Origin of the sequence: Stenotrophomonas sp. LM091 (genome assembly GCF_001806305.1) — a bacterium.
Taxonomy (GTDB): domain Bacteria; phylum Pseudomonadota; class Gammaproteobacteria; order Xanthomonadales; family Xanthomonadaceae; genus Stenotrophomonas; species Stenotrophomonas bentonitica_A.
In genome coordinates this window covers 1246131-1264652 of record NZ_CP017483.1, presented here as the reverse complement: position 1 = coordinate 1264652, position 18522 = coordinate 1246131, and the positions used below count along the sequence as shown (strand labels likewise).

The 18522-nt window shown below is 66.4% G+C and carries 18 protein-coding genes and 1 tRNA gene; 11 read left to right on the top strand and 8 right to left on the bottom strand.

Translation table 11 applies throughout. The features are described 5' to 3' along the window. Positions 1-113: 113 nt before the first annotated feature. From BIZ42_RS05565 to BIZ42_RS05550, 4 genes are all read left to right on the top strand, one after another. Positions 114-1631 carry an alanine/glycine:cation symporter family protein gene (locus tag BIZ42_RS05565; RefSeq protein WP_019183918.1) on the top strand — a complete coding sequence of 506 codons (1518 nt, stop codon included), beginning with the start codon at positions 114-116 and terminating at the stop codon, positions 1629-1631. A gap of 52 nt (positions 1632-1683) precedes the next feature. Then, positions 1684-2463: a TrmH family RNA methyltransferase gene (locus tag BIZ42_RS05560; protein WP_237393584.1), complete on the top strand. Its 780-nt coding sequence runs from the start codon at positions 1684-1686 to the stop codon at positions 2461-2463. 565 nt (positions 2464-3028) lie between these two features. Then, on the top strand, positions 3029-4030 hold the full coding sequence (locus BIZ42_RS05555; protein WP_216636708.1) for a hypothetical protein: 1002 nt from the start codon (positions 3029-3031) through the stop codon (positions 4028-4030). 61 nt (positions 4031-4091) lie between these two features. After that, positions 4092-5576, top strand: a complete 1485-nt coding sequence (locus BIZ42_RS05550; RefSeq protein WP_070425800.1) for an alanine/glycine:cation symporter family protein — start codon at positions 4092-4094, stop codon at positions 5574-5576. 52 nt (positions 5577-5628) lie between these two features. Here the strand turns inward: BIZ42_RS05550 and BIZ42_RS05545 are convergent, their stop codons facing one another. The 4 genes from BIZ42_RS05545 to BIZ42_RS05530 form a co-directional block, all read right to left on the bottom strand. Further along, positions 5629-7050 (bottom strand): M28 family peptidase, encoded by a 1422-nt coding sequence (locus BIZ42_RS05545; protein WP_070425799.1) that lies wholly within the window; start codon positions 7048-7050, stop codon positions 5629-5631. A gap of 157 nt (positions 7051-7207) precedes the next feature. Further along, on the bottom strand, positions 7208-7621 hold the full coding sequence (gene mscL, locus BIZ42_RS05540; RefSeq protein ID WP_019183921.1) for a large-conductance mechanosensitive channel protein MscL: 414 nt from the start codon (positions 7619-7621) through the stop codon (positions 7208-7210). Positions 7622-7678: 57 nt separating this feature from the next. Then, positions 7679-8386, bottom strand: coding sequence for a fumarylacetoacetate hydrolase family protein (locus tag BIZ42_RS05535; protein WP_070425798.1), 708 nt, complete (start codon positions 8384-8386; stop codon positions 7679-7681). Between the two features lie 117 nt (positions 8387-8503). Beyond that, a complete protein-coding gene (locus tag BIZ42_RS05530; protein WP_019183923.1) occupies positions 8504-8779 on the bottom strand; it encodes a hypothetical protein in 276 nt (91 codons plus the stop codon). 179 nt (positions 8780-8958) lie between these two features. On the opposite strand from BIZ42_RS05530, the gene BIZ42_RS05525 reads away from it, so the two are divergent. Further along, complete coding sequence (locus BIZ42_RS05525; protein ID WP_070427453.1) at positions 8959-9306, top strand: Rieske (2Fe-2S) protein; 348 nt, start codon at positions 8959-8961, stop codon at positions 9304-9306. A gap of 42 nt (positions 9307-9348) precedes the next feature. Here BIZ42_RS05525 and BIZ42_RS05520 read toward each other — a convergent pair whose 3' ends face one another. Genes BIZ42_RS05520 through thiS form a run of 4 tightly spaced genes read right to left on the bottom strand, consistent with a single transcriptional unit; the run spans position 9349 to position 12988 of the window. Next, on the bottom strand, positions 9349-11196 hold the full coding sequence (locus BIZ42_RS05520; RefSeq protein ID WP_019183925.1) for an SLC13 family permease: 1848 nt from the start codon (positions 11194-11196) through the stop codon (positions 9349-9351). Positions 11197-11220: 24 nt separating this feature from the next. Next, entirely contained in the window at positions 11221-11955 is a 735-nt protein-coding gene (gene trmB, locus BIZ42_RS05515; protein WP_070425797.1) for a tRNA (guanosine(46)-N7)-methyltransferase TrmB, read from the bottom strand. Continuing rightward, positions 11955-12749, bottom strand: coding sequence for a thiazole synthase (locus BIZ42_RS05510; RefSeq protein ID WP_070425796.1), 795 nt, complete (start codon positions 12747-12749; stop codon positions 11955-11957). The genes trmB and BIZ42_RS05510 overlap by 1 nt, the downstream gene beginning before the upstream one ends. Positions 12750-12787: 38 nt before the next feature. Then, complete coding sequence (gene thiS, locus BIZ42_RS05505; protein WP_019183928.1) at positions 12788-12988, bottom strand: sulfur carrier protein ThiS; 201 nt, start codon at positions 12986-12988, stop codon at positions 12788-12790. 206 nt (positions 12989-13194) lie between these two features. Here thiS and BIZ42_RS05500 point away from each other — a divergent pair, with 206 nt between their 5' ends. The 6 genes from BIZ42_RS05500 (at position 13195) to BIZ42_RS05475 (ending at position 18520) form a co-directional block, all read left to right on the top strand. Continuing rightward, positions 13195-15024 (top strand): autotransporter domain-containing esterase, encoded by a 1830-nt coding sequence (locus BIZ42_RS05500; RefSeq protein ID WP_019183929.1) that lies wholly within the window; start codon positions 13195-13197, stop codon positions 15022-15024. 124 nt (positions 15025-15148) lie between these two features. Continuing rightward, positions 15149-15222: transfer RNA gene (locus tag BIZ42_RS05495), tRNA-Gly, on the top strand. A gap of 292 nt (positions 15223-15514) precedes the next feature. Then, positions 15515-15910 (top strand): SgcJ/EcaC family oxidoreductase, encoded by a 396-nt coding sequence (locus tag BIZ42_RS05490; protein WP_070425795.1) that lies wholly within the window; start codon positions 15515-15517, stop codon positions 15908-15910. Positions 15911-16056: 146 nt separating this feature from the next. Beyond that, entirely contained in the window at positions 16057-16950 is an 894-nt protein-coding gene (rimK, locus tag BIZ42_RS05485; RefSeq protein WP_019183931.1) for a 30S ribosomal protein S6--L-glutamate ligase, read from the top strand. Between the two features lie 250 nt (positions 16951-17200). Further along, positions 17201-17689: a hypothetical protein gene (locus BIZ42_RS05480; protein WP_237393560.1), complete on the top strand. Its 489-nt coding sequence runs from the start codon at positions 17201-17203 to the stop codon at positions 17687-17689. A gap of 153 nt (positions 17690-17842) precedes the next feature. Next, a complete protein-coding gene (locus BIZ42_RS05475) occupies positions 17843-18520 on the top strand; it encodes a response regulator transcription factor (RefSeq protein WP_019183933.1) in 678 nt (225 codons plus the stop codon). Positions 18521-18522: the final 2 nt, after the last annotated feature.

The following is an 18522-nucleotide window of genomic DNA, read 5'->3' as shown; positions in this document are numbered from 1 at the left end:
TGCCGCCCATTCATCGAAATTGCCACTACGCAGCCCGGCGCGGATCGTGGAGAATCGACCGGGTCCCAGCCGACGGGGACGTTCCTTTTGTTTCCGCCGACTGGAGAGAGCGCGTGGAAGAAGTAGTCCATTTCATCAATGGGATCATCTGGAGCAAGGCTCTGATTTTCCTGTGTCTTGCCGCAGGCCTGTATTTCAGTGCCCGCACCCGGTTCATGCAGATCCGCGGGTTCGTGGAGATGTGCCGCCTGACCGTACAGGGTGAAAAATCCGAGGCGGGTGTGTCCTCGTTCCAGGCACTGGCCATGTCCATGGCCGGCCGCATGGGTATCGGCAACATCGCCGGCGTGGCCACCGCGATCGCCTTCGGCGGCCCCGGCGCGATCTTCTGGATGTGGGTGATGGGCTTCCTCGGCGCCTCGACGTCGTATGTGGAGTGCACCCTGGCGCAGATCTACAAGACCAAGGATGCCGAAGGCCGCTACCGTGGTGGTCCGGCGTACTACATCGAAAAGGCCATGGGCCTGAAGTGGTACGCGCTGGCCTTCGCCGTGGCGACCATCATCGCCGCCGGCTTCCTGATGCCGGGCGTGCAGGCCAATGCCATCGCCGACAGCATCATCAATGCCTGCCGTGGTGGCGCCCTGTGCGGGCCGCTGGATGGCCAGGTCATGGGCCTGGAATCGGTGCAGGCGCTCAAGCTGGGCATCGGCATCGTGGTCGCGCTGCTGCTGGGCGTGGTCATCTTCGGCGGGGTCAAGCGCATCGCCAGCTTTGCCGAAGTGGTGGTGCCGTTCATGGCCGCCGGCTTCATCCTGATGGCCATCGTCATCATGATCCTCAACTACGAGCGCGTGCCGGAGATGTTCAACATCATCTTCAGCAGCGCCTTCGGCGCGCACGCCGCGTTCGGCGCCATGATGGGCCTGGCGGTGGAGTGGGGCGTCAAGCGCGGCATCTATGCCAACGAGGCCGGCCAGGGTACCGGCCCCCACGCGGCAGCCGCCTCGGAGGTCTCGCACCCGGCCAAGCAGGGTTACGTGCAGGCCTTCGCGATCTATTTCGACACCATGATGGTGTGCACCGCCACCGCCTTCCTGATCCTGGCCGCAGGCACCTACAACGTGTACTCGCCGGTGGCTGGCGGCGCGCCCGTGTTCGCCGGCCTGGCCGGCGTGGCTGAAGGTGCCGGCTACGCGCAGGCCGCGGTGGAAACCGTGCTGCCGGGCTGGGGCGCAGGCTTCGTGGCGATCGCGATCTTCTTCTTCGCCTTCACCACGATCATGGCCTATTACTACATGGCCGAAACCAACCTGAGCTACATCAACCACAACGCCAAGCGCCCGCTGACCGTGCTGCTGCTGCGCCTGGGCATCATCGGCATGGTGATCTTCGGTGCCTTCCACAACGCCGGCCTGGCCTGGGCGCTGGGCGACATCGGGGTGGGCCTGATGGCGTGGTTGAACATCATCGCGATCCTGATCGTGCAGAAGCCGGCGATGCTGGCGCTGCGCGACTATGAGCGCCAGAAGAAGCTCGGCCTGGATCCGATTTTCGACCCCGATGCCCTGGGCATCAAGAACGCCGATTTCTGGCGTACCCGCAAGCTGGAGCTGTCCCGTAGTGAATGATCCCTGGAAGAATGCGCGCCGTCCGTCCTCGCGGCCGCCGCGCGCCACGCCGCTGCCGCCCCGCGAAGGTGGCACCCCGCCGCCGCCCGGCCGTGGCAGCGACGAGCTGCGCCTGTATGGCTGGAACGCCGTGCAGGCGTTGTTCGAGCATCGCCCGCAGGCGCTGCGCAAGCTGTACCTCACCGAGGCGCTGATTCCGCGCATGCAGCCGGTGCTGAAGTGGTGCGTGGCCAACCGCGTCGGCTACCGCGTGGTGGAAGACGGCGATCTGAACAAGCTCGCCGCCACCACGCATCACGAAGGCCTGGTGGCCGACGTGCTGCGCGCGCCGATGCTGGCGCTGGATGAATGGCTGGCCACGCTGCCGGCCGGGAAGCCGGTGCTGGCCCTGTGGCTGGATGGCGTGGGCAACCCGCACAACTTCGGCGCGATCCTGCGCTCGGCGGCGCACTTCGGTGTGGCCGGGCTGCTGTTGCCGCCGGACTCGACGCTGGCGCTGTCCGGTGCGGCCGCGCGCGTGGCCGAAGGCGGTGCCGAGGCCGTGCCGCTGGTGCGCCTGCCGGCGCTGCCCGAGGCGATGGCCCAATTGCGTGCCGCCGGTTTGAGCTTGGCGGCCACGCTGGTGGAGAGCGGCGATGATCTGTTCGCCACGGCGCTGCCATCGCGGCTGGTGTATGTGATGGGCGCCGAAGGCGAAGGCATGGACCGCGCGCTGGCCCAGGACTGTGACCATCAGGTCTCGATCCCGGGTACCGGTGTCGTGGAAAGCCTCAACGTCGCTTCGGCGACGGCAGTCCTGTTGGCGCAGTGGTACGGACGCAGTCGCGTTTGACCACAGCGTGCAATTTCGGGGGGAGCGCGGCGTCATTCGCGCCACCCACGGTGTGATCGGTTTCACCGAAATCGTCGTGACTACATCGCTTTCGGATTAATCGCATAGTGCATGCAGTGAAAACTGCGCACAGTGCGGGGTGGACGCTGTGCTGCGTGGATGAGGAGAGACACCCCCGCAGCGCGGCGATCCGCTTGTCCGGACCGCGAAGGTCTAGCGGCGCTCACCGCGTGGGGTGTGACGTTATCCCGGTAGCCCGGTCGCATTGCGACCGGGCTTTTTTTTGTCTTCCCCACCGACATTCGCCGGTACGAACGAGGCCGTCGCGTCATTGCACGCTGGCGTAACAGCGGTCTTTCGATCTAGCAATGCGATCGATTGACTCCTCGCGATCTACTGCTCTTTCCGTTTCCCGCGACATTCGAGCGGCGTGCGCATGTGGGCTGTGCGATCCCTCACAAAACACGATGTTTCACGATTTTGAGCATTTCCGGCCGCCAGCAGCGTGTGCAGATTGGCGCGTCGGTGCACCTCTGCGCCGCCGCCCATTCTTCCGGAGATGTCCATGACCTTGCCGTTGTCGCATTCGATCCGTCTGATTCCCCTTGTCGCCGCCGTCGTTGCCGGTGCCACCCTCTGCGCGCCGGGTGGGGCGCAGGCGCGCAGCCTCGACGATGCCAATTTCACCGGTCCGCTCATCACGCCCAATCCTGCGGGTGTGGCGCAGGGGCACCTGTACGTGGAGCCTTACCTGATCCGCGTCGACAGCCGCTCCAGCTACGACGGCGCCGGTAACCGCCATCGCAGCGCGCAGGACAGTGGTGCCTGGCTGGCAGTGATGCCGATCATCTATGGGCTCGGCGAGCGGGTCACGGTGCAGGCCAACCTGAGCGCGGTCCGTGCCGAATCGGGGAGCGCCCGCAGCAGTGGCTTCCGCGCGGGCGATACCACTGCCAGGCTGCAGTATCTGCTGCAGGCACCGAGCGCCGATGGCACCCGCCCAGCGGTTTCGTTGGCGTTGAGCCAGCGCTACGCCACCGGCAGCCACGACCGGGTTGGCGGCAATCCGCTCAATGCGCAGGGCGATGGCGTCCAGCGCACCAGCCTGGCGCTGGGCATCCAGCAGGTGGTGTGGATGCCCAATGACCGGCCGCTGCGCTGGCGCGGGCAACTGAGCGCCAGCCCGGCACCGGCACGTGTGGCGGTACACGGCCACAGCGTGTACGACACCCCCGCAGGCTTCCGCGGCAGCGTCGCGCGCGGATCCACGCTGTCGGGCTCGCTGGCCGCCGAATACAGCATCAACCCCCGATGGGTCGCGGTGATGGAGGCGGCCGCGAGTCGCGAAACCCGTCATCGCCTCATCGGCTATGCACCCGATGCGCAGGGAATCGCGCAGCACATCGATGAGGTGCGTCCTGCCAGCACGAGCCTGACTCTGGCACCTGCAATCGAATACCACTTCACTCCGAAGATCGGCCTGATCGCCGGCGTGGAATTCAGTGTCGCCGGGCGCAACAGCGGCCACTTCATCAGCCCGCAGGTGGCCTTGGGCATGTACTTCTGATGCAACGACCAAAGCTCGTGGATGCCATACGGCATCCCGCCGACACGATAAGGAGTACCCCATGAGTGTGGAAGCGGCCATTGGCTGGATTCTCGGTGTGATCTGGAGCCCTGCGCTGGTTGGGCTGTGTCTGCTGGCAGGCCTTTATTTCAGTGTGCGTACCCGCTTCGTCCAGCTGCGCAGGTTGCCGGACATGGTGAGGTTGATGTTTCAATCGCGCGCGTCGGCCGCCGGCGTGTCCTCATTCCAGGCCTTGAGCATTTCCCTGTCCAGCCGGGTCGGCGTGGGCAACATCGCAGGCGTGGCGATGGCCATCGCCTACGGTGGGCCCGGCGCGATCTTCTGGATGTGGATCGTGGCCTTCTTCGGGGCCTCCAGCGCCTTCATCGAGTCCACGCTTGCGCAGATCTACAAACAGCGCGATGCCGAAGGCCTGTACCGCGGCGGCCCGGCGTACTACATCGAGAAAGGTCTTGGGCAACGTTGGTATGCGTGCCTGTTCGCATTGAGCACGGTGATCGGTGCCGGTCTGTTCCTGCCGGGTACCCAGTCCAATGCCATCGCGGCGTCGCTGTCACATGCGTGGGAGGTCCCGGCGTGGGCCTCGGCGGCCGGGGTGGTCATGGTGCTGGCGCTGGTGATTTTCGGCGGCGTGCGTCGCATCGCGCAGGTAGCGCAGTTTGTCGTTCCGTTCATGGCGGTGGCGTACCTGCTGGTGGCGGCGATCGCGGTGGTCTTCAACCTGCAGGCCGTGCCTGAGATGTTCATGCTGATCGTGCGCAGTGCATTCGGTACGGACGCTGCGTTCGGCGGCATGATCGGTGCAGCGATCATGTGGGGCGTCCGGCGCGGCGTGCTGTCCAACGAGGCGGGCATGGGCACCGGCGCGCACCCTGCCGCCGCCGCCGAGGTCAGCCATCCGGTCAAACAGGGCCTGGTGCAGTCGTTCTCCATCTACATCGACACGCTGGTGGTCTGCAGTGCGACGGCCTTCCTGATCCTTGTCACGGGTGCGTACAACGTGCATGACCCCGCCCAGGCAGAGGTGGCAGGCGGTGGGATGCGGATGATCGTGGCCCATGTGCCGGGACTGGAAGCGGGGCCGAGCTTCGTCCAGCATGCGGTCGAATCGGTGCTCCCCGGCTTCGGGTCCGCCTTCGTTGCCCTGGCGATTCTGCCGTTCGCCTTCACCACGCTGCTGGCGCTGTATTACATCTCCGAGACCAACGTGGTGTATCTGCGTCGCAACCATCGATCGCCGCTGGCGCTGCTGCTGTTCAGGCTTGCGTTCCTGGGCGCGGTCACCTATTCGGCGCTCAACACCGCGACCGTCGCCTGGTCATTGGGTGATATCGGGGTTGGCATGATGGCGTGGTTGAACATCATCGCGTTGCTGTTGATGCACCGGCCGGCGTTGTTGGCACTGCGCGACTACGAACAACAGCAGCGGGCCGGCCTGGATCCGTGTTTCGATCCCGAGCGGATCGGCATCCGCAACGCAGCTTTGTGGAAAGACATCGCGGCGGCAAAACGCATGCCTGGCTGATGATCGCGGCAGCAACGGGCGTGGCCGGGATGGCCACGCCCGTTGCCCGGGATTACTCGCTCGGCGGCGTGGTCGGCTTGGCTTCGCTGCCGAAGCTGCCATCGGCCTCGGCCGCCAGGTAAGCGAACACGGTGTAAGCGGCCACGTTCTGCGCCAGGGCGGCGGGGTCGATCTTGTCCAGGGTGTCGTCGGCGGTGTGGTGCAGGTGGAAGTAGTCACTGCCGTCCTGCGCCAACCACGCCCACGCGCCGCCCTTGGCGGCCAGCGGGCCCACGTCCGGGCCCGGGCCGCCCTTGTCGGCGGCGTACTCGATGCCGAGCGGCTTGAGCACCTCGGCGATCTGGCGGGTCGCCTCGCGCGAACTGGCCGGATTCGGCGAGCCGGTATTGAAGGCGTAGATGCGGCCGGCGCCGAAATCGCTCTCGGCCGCGAGCTGGTGCAGCACCACGTCCTTGGCGTGCGCCTCGGCATATGCCTTGCCGCCATACAGGCCCTGCTCTTCATTGGCGAAGGCGACCACGCGGATGGTGCGCTTGGGCGCCTGCTTGAGCTGGCCGATCAGGTGGCCGGCGGCCATGGTGATGCCAACGCCGGCCCCATCATCCACCGCGCCGGTGCCCAGGTCCCAGGAGTCCAGGTGACCGCCGATCACCACCACTTCCTTGGGCAGGCTGCGCCCGGTGATCTCGCCGATCACGTTGTACGAGGTTGCCTTGCCGTCCCAGCCGCAATCCAGGCTGAGCTTGAGCGTGGTGCTGCCCAGCGCGACCAGGCGCGCCAGCTGGTTGGCATCGGGCACCGACAGCGCCGCGGCGGGTACCGGGGTCAGGCCGTCATCAAAGCGGGTGATGCCGGTATGCGGCACGCGGTGCGAATCGGTGCCGGCCGAGCGCATCACGAAGCCGATCGCGCCCTTGCGGATGGCCTCGGAGGGGCCTTTGCTGCGCACCGCGCCGCCGTTGCCGTAGTCGCGGCCATCGCGGTAGGCGGTCATCTGGTAATCGACGAAGGCGATCTTGCCCTTCAGCGACCCCTCGGGCGCGGCCTGCAGCGCGGCCAGGTCAGCGAAGCGCACCACTTCCGCCTCCACCGTGCCACCGGGGCTGCCGCCGAGCGCGGTGATGGTCAGCGGCTGGGCGTGCTTGCCGATCACCTCGGCGTGCTCACTGCGGCGCTCCCACTTGGGGAAGGTGACCGGCTCGGTCCAGACCTTGTCAAAGCCCAGTGACTTGAACTTGGCCACCGCCCACGCGACGGCGCGCGCGTCGGCTTCACTGCCGGCGATGCGCGGGCCGATCTCGGTGGTCAGTGACTCGACCACCTTCCAGCCGGTGTCATCCTTCAGGGCCTGCTCGCGCAGCTCGGCGGCGGTGGCCAGCGATGTGGGGGGCAGCGTGGTGATACCGGTCGCCGCGAACGCGGGCGCGGCCAGCAGGGCGAGGGAAGATGCGATGGCAAGGACGCGGCGACGCATGGGACGAACTCCGGGAAACGGGGCGGAAGCGTCCGAGCTTACCAGTCTGTCCGGCGCGTACATGGGCGGGAGGTCATGCTCCGGCGAATGCTGTTTTCCAAACGCGAAAACCCCGCCGGAGCGGGGTTTTCAGGCCGGCACTACCGGGGGTGGGGTCTTACTGCTTGAGGTTGTCGCGGATCTCGCGCAGCAGCAGCACTTCTTCGCTCGGTGCCGCCGGGGCGGCCGGCTCGGCCTGCTTCTTGCGGGCCAGGCGGTTGATGAACTTCACGACCATGAAGATCGCAAAGGCCACGATCACGAACTGCACCACGGTATTGAGGAAGTCGCCGTAGCCGATCACCACCGCCGGGATCTCCTTGCCATCGGGCGCAATGCGCGCCGGGGCCAGGGTCCACGCCAGTTCGGAGAAGTCCACGCGGCCGATCACCCAGCCCAGCGGCGGCATGATGATCTTGTCCACCAGCGCGGTGACGATCTTGCCGAACGCCGCACCGATGACCACACCGACCGCCAGGTCGATGACGTTGCCACGCATGGCGAATTCTTTGAACTCAGTCAGTACACCCATCGGGCTCTCCTGTCGTAGTGGGGAATCAAATGACGCCGCAGCGTAACGCAGCGATTGTCATCCGGCGATGATGCCGTGGCGCTCGGCCACGTTTTCCAGACGTGCGCTGAAACGGTCGCCCGGCTTCAATGCGGCCACGCCCGACGGCGTCCCCATGAAGACCAGATCGCCCGCGCGCAGCGCCCACAGCTTGGAGAGCTCGTGCAGGATTTCCGGCACGTTCCAGATCATCTGGTCCAGCAGCGACTGCTGGCGCACTTCGCCATTGATCTCCAGCGAGAGGTTGAGCGCGGCCAGATCGCCGACTTCGCCGGCCGGCACCAGCTCGCTCACCGGGGCGGACTGATCGAAGCCCTTGGCCGGGTCCCACGGGTGGCCCTTGGCCTTGGCCTGCGCCTGCAGATCGCGGCGGGTCAGGTCCAGGCCGACGCCGTAACCGAACACCAGCGCTTCGGCCTGGTCGACCGGCAGTTCCCCGGCAGGCGCGTCCCTGCCGATCGCCACCACCAGCTCCACTTCGTGGTGCAGGTCCTGGGTGGCGCGCGGGTAGGGGATCACATCGTCATGCCCGACCACGATCGCATCGGCCGGCTTGCTGAAGAACATCGGGCGGCCGCGATCATCGGCGGCGGGCACGGCCGCGCCCATTTCGCGCGCGTGATCGGCGAAGTTGCGGCCCACACAGTAGATCCGGCGCACCGGGAAAGTACCGCCACCGGCGACCGGAATGCGGGGCTGCTCGGGCGTGGGGATTACATCGGTCATGCGCGCGTCCTGTGGAGAGGTTTCGCCGCAGTCTAGAGCGTTTTCCCGCTCCTTTCCGCTCCCACAACAGAAACGGCCGCGCAGGGCGCGGCCGTCATCAGGAGGGAAGCGCGTCGATCAACGCGACATCGGCAAGGCCTGCTTGCGGACCACGCGGTATTCACCGTCCACGACCTGCGACGGAGCGGTGCGCGCATTCTTGCGCTGGGCGAGCAGCTTCCATGCCAGGCCGGCGATGATCATCGCCGCGCCCACGAATACACCAACGAACACCAGCGCGGCCAGGATCGCCAGGCCCAACAGACCGACCGCGACGCGCACCAGCGGGTGGCGCGGCTTGCGCGGCGCGAACAGGGTGCGGAACTGGTTGAACTGGAAGATGCGGCTGTACATGGCACTCTTTTTGGCTGAGGTCAGCAGTGGATGAGTATCCGTGCTGGCCTTTGTGACTGAGTGAAAAAAGCGTTAAACGTACCCCGCACACATTGCAAATCAATGACTTGTATTCATCCGGGAGCCAGTGACATGAGCGCGTGAGACACTACGGTTTCCGTTGCCTGCTGCTGGATGCCATGTCCCTGCCCGAGACCACCGCCACCGCCCTGATCACCCTGCAGGCCATTGCCGACGGGGGTTTTGCCGAGGTCGACGCCAGCATCGAGGGCGACAGCGAGTCGGTGGTGCTGTACCGCCAGGGCGACCAGGTGCGTGCGTGGCTGAATATCTGCCCGCACGCCGGCCGCCGGCTGGACTGGGCCCCGGGCCAGTTCCTGAAAAGCAGGGAAGGCCACCTCGTCTGCGCGGCGCACGGGGCCTCGTTCTCCCTGGACAACGGCGACTGCGTAGCTGGACCGTGCCGCGGTGATCGCCTGCGCGCGGTGCCCGTGCAGGTGCGCGATGGGCAGGTCTGGTTGGGATGACGACGAACGGCCGGCCACCCATTACCTGACGGCCGGCACTCCCTAGAACATCAGGTTGATCATCAGCACCACGACCACCGTATAGATCAACGACAGCGGGGCGCCGACGCGCCACAGCTCGCGCGGGGTGTAATTGGCCGGGCCGGTGATCATCGAAATCACCGGGTTGGAGGCCGTCATCAGATTGTTGGAGGCCGACAACGCCACGATCAGCGCGAACGCGGTCGGGCTGCCCCCGGCCGCCAGTGCCAGGTTCACCGCGATGGGCACCATCACGATCGTCGCGCCTACATGGCTGATCACCAGCGAGAACATCGTGGTCAACAACGCCAACGCGATTTCCAGCACCCAGACCGGGATGCCGGTCGGCAGGCGGTCGATGGTGTGGCCGGCGATCCACGCCGCCGCGCCACTGCTGTCCATCGCCCAGCCGAGCGGAATCAGCCCGGCCATCATGAACACCGTCTTCCAGTTGATCGAGGCATAGGCCTCGTCCATGCGCAGCACGCCGGTCAGCAGCATGCCGGCCACGCCGGTCATCAGGGTCAGCGCCACCGGCAGCTTGGAGGTCAGCGCGATCAGGATGGTGATGGCGAAAATGCTCATCGCGATCTTGAACTTGTGCGGGCGCTGTTCGCCCTTGGGGTAGTCGGTGACCACCACGAAGTCGCGGCTCTTGGCCGCCTGCGCCAGGTCGGTCCAGATGCTGTGGAAGACCAGCATGTCACCGGCGCGCAGCGCCACGTTGCGCACGTCCTCGCGGATCACCTGCTTGTCGCGGTTGATCGCCAGCAGGCTGATGCCGCGCTGCTTGCGCAGGCGCAGGTCCGAGGCGCTCTTGCCGATCACATCGGAGGTCGGCGGCACCACCGCTTCGGAAATGCCGGCGCGGCTCGGGTTGAACAGGTCGCCCAGGTGCTTCAGGCGCGAGGACATCCGCAGGAACTGGTTCTGCGCGAAATCGCTGACCTGCTGGCGCGCGCCCATCACGCCGAGCACGCTGCCCACCCAGATGCGCATCTCCGCCGGCGGCGCCAGACGGGTGTCGTTGCCGGTCTTGAGTGCCAGCAGCAGCGGCGCGTCGTGCACGTTCTCCGCTTCGCCCAGGGTCATGCCGACCAGCGGGCTTTCGGCGGTGACCACCAGCTCGAATACATCACCTTCGATGCCGTAGGTCTTGGCGAAGTAGCTTTCGGTGCGCGAGGGGGTGACGCCATCGTTGGCCAGCGTCTCTTCCTCCACCAGCTTGCGGTCGCCGAAGTAGCGGAAGTACAGCAGCGAGGCGATCAGCAGCGCCACGCCGATCGGCAGCGGGGCGAACATGCGCAGCGGTTCGATGGTGGCCAGGCCGGAGGGCAGGTTGTTGTTGGCCGAGGCCAGCAGATCGTTGAGCAGGATCAGCGGCGAGTTGCCGACCATGGTCAGTGCGCCGCCCATCACGATGGCCGCGGCGATCGGCAGCAGCAGGCGCTGCAGGGTCAGCCCGGTGCGCGCGGCCAGGCGCGAGGCGACCGGCAGGTACAGCGCCATCACCGAGGGGTTCTGCATGAACGAGGAGTTCAAGCCGGCGATCGCGGTGGTCATCATCAGCAGGCGCGTCTCCACGCCATGCCCGCGCCGCAGCAGCCACGCCGCCAACCGGTTCAACGCCCCGGTGCGGTCCAGGCCTGCGCCGAGGATGGTGGTGGCGATGATGCTCATCACCGCGTTACCGGAGAAGCCCCCGAAGATTTCTTCCGGGGCGATCAGGCCGGTGACGCCGAGCACCACCAGCACCACCAGCGCCACCACATCGGCGCGGATGCGCTCGAACAGGAACATCGCCATCGTGAAGCCGACCAGCCCGAGGACGAGCTTCATGTCGGTAGTCAGCGTCAGCGCGGTATCCATGGGGTGGCGCGGTTCCTAGTCGGATCAGGTGCGGTCGTACAACAGGTCCCACACACCATGGCCGAGCTTCTGGCCACGGGTTTCGAAATGGGTCTGCGGGCGCCATTCCGGCCGCTCCACCTGCCCACGCGGGCCGGCCCGGTTGGTCAGCCCGGCGGTGGCGTCGAGCACCTCCCACATCTGCTCGGCATAGTCTTCCCAGTCCGTGGCGCAGTGCAGGCGGCCACCGACGCGCAGCTTGCGTACCAGCAGCTCGGCAAAGCCGGGCTGGATCAGGCGGCGCTTGTTGTGGCGCTTCTTGTGCCACGGGTCCGGGAAATAGATGCGCACTTCATCCAGCGCGCCATCGGCGATTTCCTTCTCCAGTACTTCCACGGCATCGTGGTGGTACAGGCGCACGTGGTCGGCGTTGTCGTCGGCCAGCGCGTTGAGCAGGCGGCCGACGCCGGGCGCGTGGACTTCCAGGCCGATGTAATCGCGGCTCGGGTCCTGCTGGGCGGCGAAACGCAGCGCCGCGCCGTTGCCGAAACCGATCTCCAGCACCTTGTGCGCATCGCGCCCGAAGGTGGCATCCAGATCGCGCGGCTCACCGGTGAAGTCCAGCCCGAAACGCGGCCAGCGGTCGTCGAACGCACGCTGCTGCGCGGGGGTGAAGCGGCCCTGGCGCAGCACGAAACTGCGGACCTCGCGGCGGCCTTCGGTGATGGTGAAGGGCTTGGGCGGTGCCTTGGCACCGGCGCTGTCAAAAGGATTGGTCATCAGCCGATCAACCCGTCGACCGGCGAGGACGCACTGGCGTAGCGCTTGCGCGGAATGCGGCCGGCCAGGAAAGCCTCGCGGCCCGCTTCCACGGCCTTGCGCATCGCGCTGGCCATCAGCACCGGGTTGCGTGCACCGGCGATGGCGGTGTTCATCAGCACGCCATCGCAGCCCAGCTCCATCGCGATCGCCGCATCGGAGGCCGTGCCCACGCCGGCATCGACGATGATCGGCACCTTGGCGTCTTCGATGATCTGCAGCAGGTTGTACTTGTTCTGGATGCCCAGGCCCGAGCCGATCGGCGCGGCCAGCGGCATCACCGCGGCGCAGCCGATCTCTTCCAGGCGCTTGGCCAGGATCGGATCATCGGAGGTATAGACCATCACCTCGAAGCCATCCTTGACCAGCTGCTCGGCCGCCTTGAGGGTCTGCACCACATCCGGGTACAGGCTCTTCTGGTCGCCCAGCACTTCCAGCTTGGTCAGGTTGTGGCCGTCCAGCAGCTCGCGGGCCAGCCGGCAGGTGCGCACGGCGTCCTCGGCGGTGTAGCAGCCGGCGGTGTTGGGCAGGATGGTGTAACGGTCCGGCGGCAGCACGTCGAGCAGGTTCGGCTCGCCCGGGTTCTGCCCGATGTTGGTGCGGCGGATCGCCACGGTGACGATCCGGGCGCCCGCGGCCTCGGTGGCCAGGCGGGTTTCTTCCAGATCCTTGAACTTGCCGGTGCCGGTGAGCAGGCGGGAAGCATAGGTCTTGCCGGCGATCACCAGCGAATCAGTGGGGACAGGTGCGTTCATGCCCCGAATTATCGCCTATCGCGCGTCACGATGCTGCCTCAGCCACCGCCCAGCGCATGCACGATCTCCACCACGTCGCCATCGCACAGCCCATGGCTGGCGTGCTGGCTGCGGGTCACGATCTCGCCGTTGACCTCGACCGCCACGCGGCGCTCGAGCAGCTGCTCGCTGAGCAGCAGGTCATGGACGGTCGCGGTGTGCGGAAGCTGGCGGTTTTCGCCGTTGAGCTGGATGTTCATGACGCTATTGTCCTTCAATCACCCGTCAGTGCGTACCCTGTGCGCCGCGCGGCAACAGTGCCGCGAGCGCCAGGCCAACGATGGCCGGGCGGCGGGGCTGGGGCGTTCATGCCGCAGCGCAGCGTGATGCGGGCCGGGTGCAGTGGAAACATGGCACCGTGCGCCGGCGTACGTCCCGCCGTCTTCCCCACCTGCAAGGAGTTTCCATGTTGCTCAGCAAACGCCCGATCCGTTCCCTCATGGCCGTGGCCATCGCCCTGGCGGCAGCGCCGGCCATGGCGCAGTCGCCGTATACCAAGACCGTCTTCATCGGCGACAGCCTGACCGACTCCGGCTACTTCCGCCCGCTGCTGCCGGCGGCGGTGCAGGCGGTGACCGGCAAGTCCACCACCAACCCCGGCTGGACCTGGGCCGAGCATGTCGCCAACTACTACGGCACCAACGCCGGTGCCCACGGCAACGGCCAGAACGGTGACAACTACGCCATCGGCGGCGCCCGTGTCGGCGTGGACACCAGCCAGGTGCTCATCCCGGGTACCCCGGCCGTGCCGGTGTACTCGCTCAAGACCCAGACCGCGCAGTACCTGGCGGCCAACGGCGGCAAGGCCGACCCGAAGGCGCTGTACACCGTGTGGGGCGGCGCCAACGACCTGTTCGCAATCCAGGCCGGCGCACCTCTGGTCCCGACCCTGACCGGTGCCGTCACCGACCAGGTCGGCATCGTCGGCACGCTGAAGGCGGCCGGCGCCGAGTACATCGTGGTGCCGACCATCCCCGACGTCGGCCTGACCCCGGGCGCCCGCGCCGGTGGCCCGGCAGGCATGGCGGCCGGCACCGCGCTGGCCAAGGCGTACAACGACGCCCTGTTCGGTGGCCTGAAGGCCGCCGGCCTGCAGGTGATCCCGGTCGATACCTTCCACATCCTGCAGGAAATCGTCGCCAACCCGGGCCAGTACGGCTTCGTCAACGCGACCAGCCCGGCCTGCACCACGGCCGCCTCGCTGACCTGCAACCCGACCAGCTACGTCACCCCCAACGCGGCCAACAGCTATGTGTTCGCCGACGGCGTGCACCCGACCACCGCCACCCACGAGATGCTGGGCCAGTACACCCTGTCGATCCTGGAGGCCCCGCGCAACCAGCAGGTCCTGACCCACTCGGCGCAGACCATCGGCCGCTCGCGCGCCGACCAGGTCAGCTGGCACGTCGATGGCCGTCCGGCCGACGGCCTGAGCTGGTGGGGCAACCTGCGCGGCGACATGCAGCGCTACGCCCACGCCGATCTGTACGACGGCATGGCCCCGGCCGGCCTGTTCGGCGTGGATTGGGCGCGTGACGGCATGGTGGTCGGCGGCTTCGCCGGCTATGGCCGCATGGACGCCGATTTCGGCAACAACAAGGGTGACTTCACCCAGTCCGACACCACCCTGGGCCTGTTCGCCGGCTGGTACGGCGACCGCGCCTGGGTCAACGGCCAGCTCAGCTACAGCTGGCTGGATTACGACGTGACCCGCAAGCTGCAGCTCGGCCCGGCCACGCGCATCCACAAGGGCTCGCCGGAAGGCAGCAACCTGACCGCCGCGTTGAACGCCGGCTACGAGTTCGGCACCGAGGGCGGCTTCCGCCACGGTCCGGTCGCCGCCGTGATCTGGCAGAAGGTCAAGCTGGACGGCTACACCGAGTCCAACCCGAGCGCCTCGGCGCTGGGCTATGGCGACCAGGACACGGATTCCACCGTCGGCCGCGTCGGCTGGCAGGCCCGCTTCGACGGCGGCAACGTCAAGCCGTATGTGCAGGTCACCTACGACCATGAGTTCGAGGACACCAAGCAGGCCAGCGCCTGGCTGCAGTCCATGCCGGACGTGGGCATGTACAAGGTGCCGGGCCTGGAGTTCGACAAGAACTACGCCACCGCCGTGCTGGGTGCGCGCCTGAACCTGTGGGGCCTGAGCAGCAATATCGGCATGAGCACCACCACGATGCAGAAGCGTGCACGTGACGTGTCGCTGTTCGCCAGCTTCGGCGGCAGCTTCTGATCCAACGTGCGCAGTGCCCGTTCGCGGGCGCCGCGCACGGCGCCGGAAAGCGTGAAACAACGGGCGGCCCAGTGCCGCCCGTTGCGTTTGAGGGCCCCGCCCGAATAGACTTACGCCGCGCCTTGCGGGTGTAGCTCAATGGTAGAGCTGTAGCTTCCCAAGCTACTGACGAGGGTTCGATTCCCTTCACCCGCTCCATATCCTCCTGTGCTTTGGGGGATGCCGGCCGCTCCGCACCCTCCGATCCCCTCCGCAATTTTTGTGCTCAGGTCAGGCCTGTGTCTCGATCCAGCCTTCAGCTGGGGCTTGCTGGCGGGTTTGCCAGTTTTCGACGCCAGTGATACGGTCACTGCATGCCACTTGTACGCGCCCGCACGTTGATTATTGCCACCCTCCATAAGGGTGGGTAGAGCGCGTCTTGTGATCAGACAACGCAACCCGCCGCGAGGCGGGTTTTGTTTTTCCGCCGCGGCCATTTTTGGAGTCAAGAATGTCCGATCATCCCCTGAAGACCCTTATCGAAGCCGCAGACCGATCCATATCGGCGAAGGACTTCGATGGCCTGATGCGGTTCTACACAGATGACGCCACCCTGGTGGTGAAGCCGGGCATGTACGCCAGGGGCAAGGACCAGATCAAAAGCGCATTCGAGGCAATCTCTTCTTACTTCGACGGCAAACTGAAGGTCCGCCAAGGCAAGATGGAAGTGATTGAGGGCGGGGAAACGGCGCTGGTTGTCATGGAAACCTGGCTGGATACCACTGATGAAGAGGGCGCTCCGATCTCGACGGATCGCCGGGCCACCTACGTGTTTCGTCGGGAAACGGACGGCAGCTGGCTTTGCGCTGTAGACAACTCGTACGGCACTGCTCTGCTTGATAGTTGAAGACGGCGCCCCGGTCTCGCGGCGTGCACCCAGCCCATTAACAGCGGGAAAGTGCCGGATGCGGGCAGCTGGATCGCGAGCGCGGTCCGTCATCGCGGCCTACACGCCACGCGCTATGCTTCGCGCTTTCCAGCCCCTGCGCCGCGATGAAACTCGCCATCCTGTCCCGCAACAGCAAGCTGTACTCCACGCGTCGCCTGGTGGAGGCCGCGCGTGCGCGGGGCCATACCGTGCGCATCCTCGATCCGTTGCGCTGTTACATGCGCATCGCCGCGGATGGCTTCACCATGCATTACAAGGGCCGGCCGATCACCGGGGTGGACGCGGTGATCCCGCGCATCGGTGCTTCGGTCACCCGCTACGGGACGGCCGTGCTGCGCCAGTTCGAGATGATGGGCGCCCGCACGCCCAACCCCTCCGACGCGATCCTGCGCGCGCGGGACAAGCTGCGCGCGCACCAGATCCTGGCCTCCAAGGGCATCGACATGCCGGTCACGGTGTTCGGCGACAACCCGGACGACACCGTCGATCTGCTCTCGATGCTCGGCCCGCCGCCGCACGTGGTGAAGCTCAACGAGGGCACCCAGGGCCGTGGCGTGATCCTGACCGAGAAGGCCAGCGCCTCACGCGGCATCGTGGAGGCGCTGCGCGGGCTCTACGCCAACTTCCTGATGCAGGAGTTCATCGGCGAGGCGCAGGGCGCCGACCTGCGCTGCCTGGTGGTGGGTGATCAGGTGGTCGGGGCGATGCAGCGGCAGGCGCCGGAGGGAGACTTCCGCTCCAACCTGCATGCCGGCGGCAGTGCCCGCGCCGCCAAGGCCAGCCGGGCCGAGCAGCTGGTGGCGGTGCGCTCGGCCAAGGCGCTCGGGCTGGGTGTGGCCGGCGTGGATCTGATCCGCTCCAGCCGCGGCCCGCTGGTGCTGGAGGTCAACTCCACCCCCGGCCTGGAGGGGATCGAGGCGATCTGCCAGGCCGACCTGGCCGGGCGCATCATTGATCACGTCGCTTCGTTGAAAAAGCCTTCAAATACAAAGGGTTGATCGGGTTTTTCAATGCCGATCGAGGTCTTAACATCGGTTTAATCGACCCCGGCGTAGGCTCTGTCGAACCGCAGCTCTGCCCTCCTCAGCAGGATCGGTAATCGGGAAACACCTTCAGGCCCGGCCAGCTTCGTCTGTCCGGGCCTTTTTCTGCCCGCGCAGGGCCTGCGGCCCCTGCCATGAGTAACTTGTCGGGCCCAGTGCATCCTCGTAGAGTTGGCGTTCATTCATGTGGATAAGGAAGTCGCAGATGTCACAGATGCATCGAATCATCGCTGTCGCGCTGCTCGGCTGTCTTTCGCTGGGTGCCCATGCCAAGCCGCCGGCGAACCCCGATGAGGCCGCGATGGCGCTTGCCGACGATGCGCCGGTTGCCGAGCAGCTGGCCAAGGTCGAGCGCGCGCTGCACAGTGAGGATTACAGTGAGCTGAGCGTGGCCGACAAGAGCCGCGTCCAGGCCGCTCTGGACCGTATCCGCACCAAGATGGCGGGCCGTGAGCGATTCGATCAGCTCACCCCGCCGCAGAAAGTAGAGGTCTTCAACGACCAGGAAGTGGTCAATACCTTGATGACCAACGCCAAGGAAGACAGTCGCATGGTCTGCCGCAGCGAACGTCCGATCGGCAGCAACCGCCCCCAGCGCACCTGCATGACGGTGGCCCAGCGCCGCCAGGCCACGGAAGACGCCCGGCAGATGAAGCGCGAGCTTCGGATTTCCGAACCCAAAGATGCCAGGTGATCACCGCTGGGTTTTGACGCTGCGCCAGCATTCGACGGTGTCTAATGTTAAGAATCGACGCTGTATGGTCAGCGTGAGGTCGCGCAGTCCCGTTCCCATCGCTGCCCTGCGGCTCCGTTCTTTCCGTTGAACCCCCACGAATCAGAGGTCCCAGTGCGAATTCTCGTCATCGAAGACAACAGCGACATTGCCGCCAACCTCGGCGATTACCTCGAAGACCGCGGTCACACCGTCGACTTCGCCGCCGATGGCGTCACCGGCCTGCACCTGGCGGTCGTCCATGAGTTCGACGCGATCGTGCTGGACCTCAACCTGCCCGGCATGGATGGGATCGAGGTCTGTCGCAAGCTCCGCAACGAGGCGCGCAAGCAGACCCCGGTGCTGATGCTGACGGCCCGCGATTCGCTGGACAACAAGCTGGCCGGCTTCGACTCCGGCGCCGACGACTACCTGATCAAGCCGTTCGCGCTGCAGGAAGTCGAGGTGCGTCTGAACGCCCTGTCGCGTCGCGGCAAGGGCGTGCAGACCCGCGTGCTGGAAACCGGCGATCTGGAATACAACCTGGACACGCTGGAAGTGCGCCGCCAGGGCAAGCTGCTGCAGCTCAACCCGACCGCGCTGAAGATCCTGCAGGCACTGATGGAAGCCTCCCCGGCCGTCGTCACCCGCCAGGAACTGGAAACCCGGGTCTGGGGCGAAGAGCTGCCGGATTCGGATTCCCTGCGCGTGCACATCCACGGCCTGCGCGCCGTGGTCGACAAGCCCTTCGAAGTCCCGATGATCCAGACCCGCCATGGCATCGGATACCGCATCGCCGCGCCGGAAGCCTGATC

What these genes read in the sequence shown, in the direction of transcription:
- BIZ42_RS05555 (WP_216636708.1), top strand. Translation starts at nt 3,029, where the DNA reads ATGACCTTGCCGTTGTCGCATTCGATCCGTCTGATTCCCCTTGTCGCC.
- BIZ42_RS05550 (WP_070425800.1), top strand. Translation starts at nt 4,092, where the DNA reads ATGAGTGTGGAAGCGGCCATTGGCTGGATTCTCGGTGTGATCTGGAGC.
- BIZ42_RS05545 (WP_070425799.1), bottom strand. Translation starts at nt 7,050, where the DNA reads ATGCGTCGCCGCGTCCTTGCCATCGCATCTTCCCTCGCCCTGCTGGCC.
- mscL (WP_019183921.1), bottom strand. Translation starts at nt 7,621, where the DNA reads ATGGGTGTACTGACTGAGTTCAAAGAATTCGCCATGCGTGGCAACGTC.
- BIZ42_RS05535 (WP_070425798.1), bottom strand. Translation starts at nt 8,386, where the DNA reads ATGACCGATGTAATCCCCACGCCCGAGCAGCCCCGCATTCCGGTCGCC.
- BIZ42_RS05530 (WP_019183923.1), bottom strand. Translation starts at nt 8,779, where the DNA reads ATGTACAGCCGCATCTTCCAGTTCAACCAGTTCCGCACCCTGTTCGCG.
- BIZ42_RS05525 (WP_070427453.1), top strand. Translation starts at nt 8,959, where the DNA reads ATGTCCCTGCCCGAGACCACCGCCACCGCCCTGATCACCCTGCAGGCC.
- BIZ42_RS05520 (WP_019183925.1), bottom strand. Translation starts at nt 11,196, where the DNA reads ATGGATACCGCGCTGACGCTGACTACCGACATGAAGCTCGTCCTCGGG.
- trmB (WP_070425797.1), bottom strand. Translation starts at nt 11,955, where the DNA reads ATGACCAATCCTTTTGACAGCGCCGGTGCCAAGGCACCGCCCAAGCCC.
- BIZ42_RS05510 (WP_070425796.1), bottom strand. Translation starts at nt 12,749, where the DNA reads ATGAACGCACCTGTCCCCACTGATTCGCTGGTGATCGCCGGCAAGACC.
- thiS (WP_019183928.1), bottom strand. Translation starts at nt 12,988, where the DNA reads ATGAACATCCAGCTCAACGGCGAAAACCGCCAGCTTCCGCACACCGCG.
- BIZ42_RS05500 (WP_019183929.1), top strand. Translation starts at nt 13,195, where the DNA reads ATGTTGCTCAGCAAACGCCCGATCCGTTCCCTCATGGCCGTGGCCATC.
- BIZ42_RS05490 (WP_070425795.1), top strand. Translation starts at nt 15,515, where the DNA reads ATGTCCGATCATCCCCTGAAGACCCTTATCGAAGCCGCAGACCGATCC.
- rimK (WP_019183931.1), top strand. Translation starts at nt 16,057, where the DNA reads ATGAAACTCGCCATCCTGTCCCGCAACAGCAAGCTGTACTCCACGCGT.
- BIZ42_RS05480 (WP_237393560.1), top strand. Translation starts at nt 17,201, where the DNA reads ATGTCACAGATGCATCGAATCATCGCTGTCGCGCTGCTCGGCTGTCTT.